Annotated in this window: 1 protein-coding gene; it reads left to right on the top strand. The window is 46.1% G+C overall.

Features of this window, described 5'->3' with window-relative positions:
* A partial coding sequence (locus AAEY68_RS21170; protein WP_350586840.1) for a thioredoxin family protein occupies positions 1–267 on the top strand: 267 nt, incomplete at both ends.

Below are 267 nucleotides of genomic sequence, written 5' to 3'. Positions count from 1 at the left end.
GTGCTGCACCAAACTGCGGTAAATGTGCGAAACCTTTACTGACTGCAACGCCGCATGAGTTGAATGCGCAAACGGTGAGTAAAGTCATTCAAAAAAATGAAGTGCTGACCATCGTGGACTTCTGGGCCAGTTGGTGTCAACCTTGTCTGATGATGGCGCCGGAGTTCAAAATAGCTGCTAGTCAGTTGCCACAAGTCGTGTTTGCTAAAATACAAACCGATAAATATGAGCAAGCAGCGGCGCCTTATAATATTCGCAGTTTACCAA

The organism is Pseudoalteromonas sp. RB2-MNA-CIBAN-0110 (genome assembly GCF_040309305.1).
Lineage (GTDB): Bacteria > Pseudomonadota > Gammaproteobacteria > Enterobacterales > Alteromonadaceae > Pseudoalteromonas > Pseudoalteromonas arctica.
This window is presented reverse-complemented; position numbering and strand designations above follow the sequence as displayed.